The sequence below is a fragment of the Desulfovibrio sp. genome (assembly GCF_047607245.1).
Lineage (GTDB): Bacteria > Desulfobacterota > Desulfovibrionia > Desulfovibrionales > Desulfovibrionaceae > Desulfovibrio.
In genome coordinates, this window is the sequence record NZ_JASGDK010000095.1 from 1 (window position 1) to 4447 (window position 4447).

A 4447-nucleotide genomic window follows, 5' to 3' on the forward strand; every position below is an offset into this window, starting at 1 on the left:
CGGTAGCTTGGGTGAGGCCGCCGGGTAAAGGGGATTTCGTACAGGGCGTCCATTTCCTGCGTTGTCAGGGGCGGAGCCGGGCGGGCCAGCACAAGGGCGCGGTCGCCAACGGGCTGAAAGGCCCCGGCGTCCAGCCTGTGAACCTGCCGCTCCAGTTCCTGCGTCATAGTCAGCAGTTGCACTGGATCAGCCAAAATTTCTTCGTGACTGGGCAGTGGCACACAAGGGGTCTGGGCCATATCTGCTGGCAGGTTGGCGGGCCGTGGGCCTTCAGCCGTTTGTTCCAGCTTGTCCAGCCATGCCGTGCCGGGGATGCCGCGCAGGTCTTCGCCAGCATCAAGCCGTTGTGCGCATTCCAGCGTGGCGCGTTCGCCCATGCCCCAGATGAGCAGATCGGCCTTGGCGTCCATAAGAATGGGCTTACGCAGCGAATCTGTCCAGAAATCATAGTGGCTCACACGGCGCAGGCTGCCTTCAATGCCGCCAAGCACCAGAGGCAGGCCGGGAAATGCCCGGCGGGCCAGGTTGGCGTATACCAGACAAGCCCTGTTGGGCCGTGCGCCAGCTTTGCCACCCGGAGTATAGGCGTCGTCATGACGCTTTTTGCGAAAGGCCGTGTAGTGGGCCAGAAGCGAATCCAGCGCTCCTGCACTGACACCAGCGAACAGGCGCGGTCTGCCCATAACCAGCAGGTCTCCGGGAGTTTCCCAGCGTGGTTGTGCCACAATGCCCGCGCGGTAGCCGTGGTGGATAAGCCACCGGGCCAGCAGAACGCTGCCGAACGAGGGATGATCCACGTAGGCATCGCCAGTGATAAAGAGCACGTCCAGACTGTCCCAGCCGAGCGCACGCATTTCTTCGGCGCTCATAGGAACAAAGAGAGGCTGTCCGTTGCCGGATTTCGGGCCGGAAACAGAAGCGGCCCCGGCATTCGCTGAGGAACGCCGGGGCTCGGAAAAGGCCGATGCAGAGCGTTTAGTTGCCATTGGGGGGCATGACCAGCGGCAGTTCAGCACTGCCGGGGTTTGGCATCATTGGGTTGCCGGGAACGGTGGGCATGGGGCCGTCATTCATAGTATTGGGGCGCATGCCGGAGGAGTGGTCCTTCATGAAGCCGTTCCATTCGTCAACAGAGATGAATCCGTCGCCGTCCTTGTCGATGGCCACAAAAGCTTCTTCACGCATATTGGGAAAGAGCGCCTTGAACTCTTCGCGGCTGACCTTTCCGTCTTTATCAGTATCCATCTGGCTGAACTTGTCGCCCATGCCGCCAGAACCGCTGCCCATACCGGGCATGGCGTGGCTTGGGGAGGCCATAAGCACAAGAGCCGCCAGCAGAGGAAGCAGAGATATTTTCAGCAGGGCTGAAATGTCGGGCAAATGTAGGGTGCGCGTCATGCGGTACTCCTTGAAAGTTCTGAAGCCGCGCGGCCCCATGCCGGGCGGTGCTGTTTTGGGGAGTGTGCTGTCATGCGGACAGCCAGCTACTTTTGAAATAAGTTCGCAAAAGGCTTTGACAAGTGTTCCGATAAACCTCTTGTGCCGTTGCTCTGTCAGTTTTTTATTTCCGGGGTGTATATCCCGTGTGAACTGCAAAAACTGGAAGCGCCGTATGGTCAGCCGACAACTGATGCCAGAAAAACAAACCTGAAGCAGAAGACCTTTGAAAAACAGTGCGCTTCAAAGGTATCCGCTCAGAAAACACAGTTTCGGCGTCCTGCCTAGTCGTGGCGAAAGTCCGGCCCTTCTTTTTCCATACGCTCGATGCACCGTATCAGGTTGTCCGGTTCGCCCTTTTGGTGATCATCGGGATAAAGAAGGGCACCCATGTAAAAGATCGAATTGAGTCGCAAGGACATGCGGGCGCTGGAAGAAAAATTTTCAAGAGCCATTGCCAGATTGAAGCGTTGCTCGCCGGGCAGAAATTCGAGCATGGGCTTGGCATCATCAGCCATAGAGGACAGCAGCTCTGCCTTCTGGCGCATACAGGCATTGTGTCCGGGCGTGTCGCCAGCGTCAAGACATTGCAAAGCGTTTGCTTCAGCCTGCATTACCTGACTGTGCCTTTGGCGCAGCCACTGGGTAAGCTGGGTCAGGGCCGGATTGGGGGCTTGTTCTTGGCTCATGCTTCCTCCGCTTGCTTTGTGGTGGCTTTGGCAGGTTGCGTTACAGGCTCACAGATCCAATACGAAATTGTAACGGAGCCAGCATACCCCTTTGTGCCGTCCCTGTATACGGAAGCTGTAACTCCCGGTCGGGGCGGAGGCATGCTGGCTCCGTATTGCGTTGCCGGGATTTCGCGAAAGGTAAAAACGAAACCCGGCAGCGGTGTTTGCTGTTACGCGCCCAGATAGGCGGCCTTGATTTCAGGCGTGTCGGCCAGTTCCGCCGCAGTTCCCTGAGCCACAATGGCTCCTGTGTCCAGAACATAGCCGCGGTCTGCAACCTGAAGGGCCAGGCGGGCATTCTGCTCCACCACGATAACAGTGAGCCCCTCACTGTTGAGTTTTTTGAAAGTGCGGAACATGTCGTACATAAGCAGGGGCGAAAGGCCCATAGATGGTTCGTCCAGCAGGATGACCGAGCAGTCTGTCATAAGCGCCCGGCCAACAGCCAGCATCTGCTGTTCGCCGCCTGAAAGGGTGTCGCTGCGCTGGTGCATGCGCTCCTTGAGGCGGGGAAAGAGATCAAAAACCCTGTCCATGTCCTTTTCAATGCCGCTGCCTTTGCGGGTCCAGGTGGCGAGCTTGAGATTTTCGTGCACTGTGAGGTTACCGAAAATATGTCTGCCCTCGGGCACAAGATCCATTTTCAGGTGAGCCACAATGTTGTGTGCTTCAGTCTTGAGGATGGATTTGCCCCTGAAACGGATGTCGCCGCTGAACACGGTGGGCGATTCTGGCGGCGTAAGCCGCATGACGGCCTTGAGCGTGGTGGATTTTCCTGCGCCGTTGGCCCCGATAAGCGTGACGATTTCGCCTTCGTTCACATGAAACGATATACCGTGCAGGGCTTCGATCTTGCCGTATCCCGCGTAGAGATTTTCAACTTCCAGCAACATGTGGCCCCCTTACACGTTTTCGTCGCCCAGATATGCCTTGATGACATCCGGATTGCTTTGAATTTCCTGCGGCGTGCCGCTGGCGATGATCTGCCCGAACTCCAGTACCGTGATGTGCTGGCAGAGCGACATGACCACCTTCATCTGGTGCTCGATCATCCAGATGGCGATCTTGAACTGGTCATAAATCCAGCCAATATGCTTGATAAGGCCGTCCACGTCCGAAGAGTTGAGCCCGGCTGCGGGTTCGTCCAGCAAAAGCAGCTTGGGGTCTGTGGAAAGCGCACGGGCAAGCTCCACCCGGCGTTGCAGGCCGTAGGGCAGGTTTTTGGGCAGTTCGCCCGCCACATCGCTGAGTTCCATTACCTCAAGAATATGGGCGGCCTTGTTTTTTACCCGCTTTTCTTCACGGCCGTAGCGGCCAGTGTTGAACCATGCGTCCAGCAGGCCATAGCCCAGACGGCTGTATTGCGACACGCAGATGTTGTCCAGAACGCTCATGTCGCTCCACAGGCGGATGTTCTGAAAGGTGCGCGCCATGCCCAGATTGGTCACTTCGTGTGGTTCGAGCTTGGAGTGATACGTGTAATTATCAAAAACGATGTCGCCTTCGCTTGCGTGATAGAATCCCGAAGCCAGGTTGAATACCGTTGTTTTACCAGCTCCGTTAGGCCCGATAAGGCCCGTCAGGCTGTTTTCCTCAATTCGTATGTTGAAGCATGACAGCGCAATAAGACCGCCGAAGCGTTGCGACACGTCCTTCATTTCAAGCAGTGCCAAGGTTTGCCCCCAGTATGTTGTCGGTCATCAGGAATTTTGTCCGTACAACCAAGATTTGCCGCCGCCGGTTATTCCACGCGAGCGGTGGTGAGCAGTCTTTTCAGTCGGGGAAAGACCTGGGTAAGTTCGCGGTTGCCCAAAAGTCCTTCGGGGCGGAACTGCATGAGCAGGATGAGAATAAGGGGAATAAGCACCCACTTCCATTCCTGGCTGATCATGAAGCTGTCCGGCACAAAGGGCAGGTTGTGCATGAGGTCGCTCAGGGCGGGCAGGGCGAAGCGCAGCACTTCGATAAGCAGGGTAAAGAGAATGGCCGCCATCACCGAACCCGAAAGGGAGCCCATGCCGCCGAGGTAAACCATTACCATAGCTTCGGTGGACTTCATGATGCCGAAGCTGTTGGCGTAAATGGAGCTGAACATGTGGGCGTATACCGCGCCCGCCATGCCCGCTATGCCCGCCGACACCATAAAGGCCACAAGTTTGACCTTCTTGGTGTTGACGCTCATGATTTCAGCGGCAACCTCGTTCTGGCAGACGGCGGGAATGCCCTTGCCCAGGGTGCTGTTGACCAGCCGGTAGAGCATCATGACAGACACCATCACA

General features: G+C 57.0%; 5 protein-coding genes and 1 pseudogene. All 6 read right to left on the minus strand.

What is annotated here, in order from left to right; all coding sequences use genetic code 11:
• Positions 1–986 (minus strand): annotated as a pseudogene (locus QM579_RS07625) (YgiQ family radical SAM protein); the annotation flags it as partial.
• Positions 976–1398: an EF-hand domain-containing protein gene (locus QM579_RS07630; protein WP_414998572.1), complete on the minus strand. Its 423-nt coding sequence runs from the start codon at positions 1396–1398 to the stop codon at positions 976–978. The gene QM579_RS07630 and the pseudogene QM579_RS07625, both read right to left, overlap by 11 nt.
• Positions 1399–1721: 323 nt before the next feature.
• Positions 1722–2126 carry a hypothetical protein gene (locus tag QM579_RS07635; protein ID WP_414998573.1) on the minus strand — a complete coding sequence of 135 codons (405 nt, stop codon included), beginning with the start codon at positions 2124–2126 and terminating at the stop codon, positions 1722–1724.
• 212 nt (positions 2127–2338) lie between these two features.
• A complete protein-coding gene (locus QM579_RS07640) occupies positions 2339–3061 on the minus strand; it encodes an ABC transporter ATP-binding protein (protein WP_414998574.1) in 723 nt (240 codons plus the stop codon).
• A gap of 9 nt (positions 3062–3070) precedes the next feature.
• The gene (locus tag QM579_RS07645; protein WP_414998575.1) at positions 3071–3841 is read right to left on the minus strand and encodes an ABC transporter ATP-binding protein; all 771 of its coding nucleotides are present in this window, start codon (positions 3839–3841) and stop codon (positions 3071–3073) included.
• Between the two features lie 68 nt (positions 3842–3909).
• Positions 3910–4447, minus strand: a 538-nt coding sequence (locus QM579_RS07650) for a branched-chain amino acid ABC transporter permease (protein ID WP_414998576.1), incomplete at its 5' end; no start/stop codon positions are given.

What these genes read in the sequence shown, in the direction of transcription:
- QM579_RS07630 (WP_414998572.1), bottom strand. Translation starts at nt 1,398, where the DNA reads ATGACGCGCACCCTACATTTGCCCGACATTTCAGCCCTGCTGAAAATA.
- QM579_RS07635 (WP_414998573.1), bottom strand. Translation starts at nt 2,126, where the DNA reads ATGAGCCAAGAACAAGCCCCCAATCCGGCCCTGACCCAGCTTACCCAG.
- QM579_RS07640 (WP_414998574.1), bottom strand. Translation starts at nt 3,061, where the DNA reads ATGTTGCTGGAAGTTGAAAATCTCTACGCGGGATACGGCAAGATCGAA.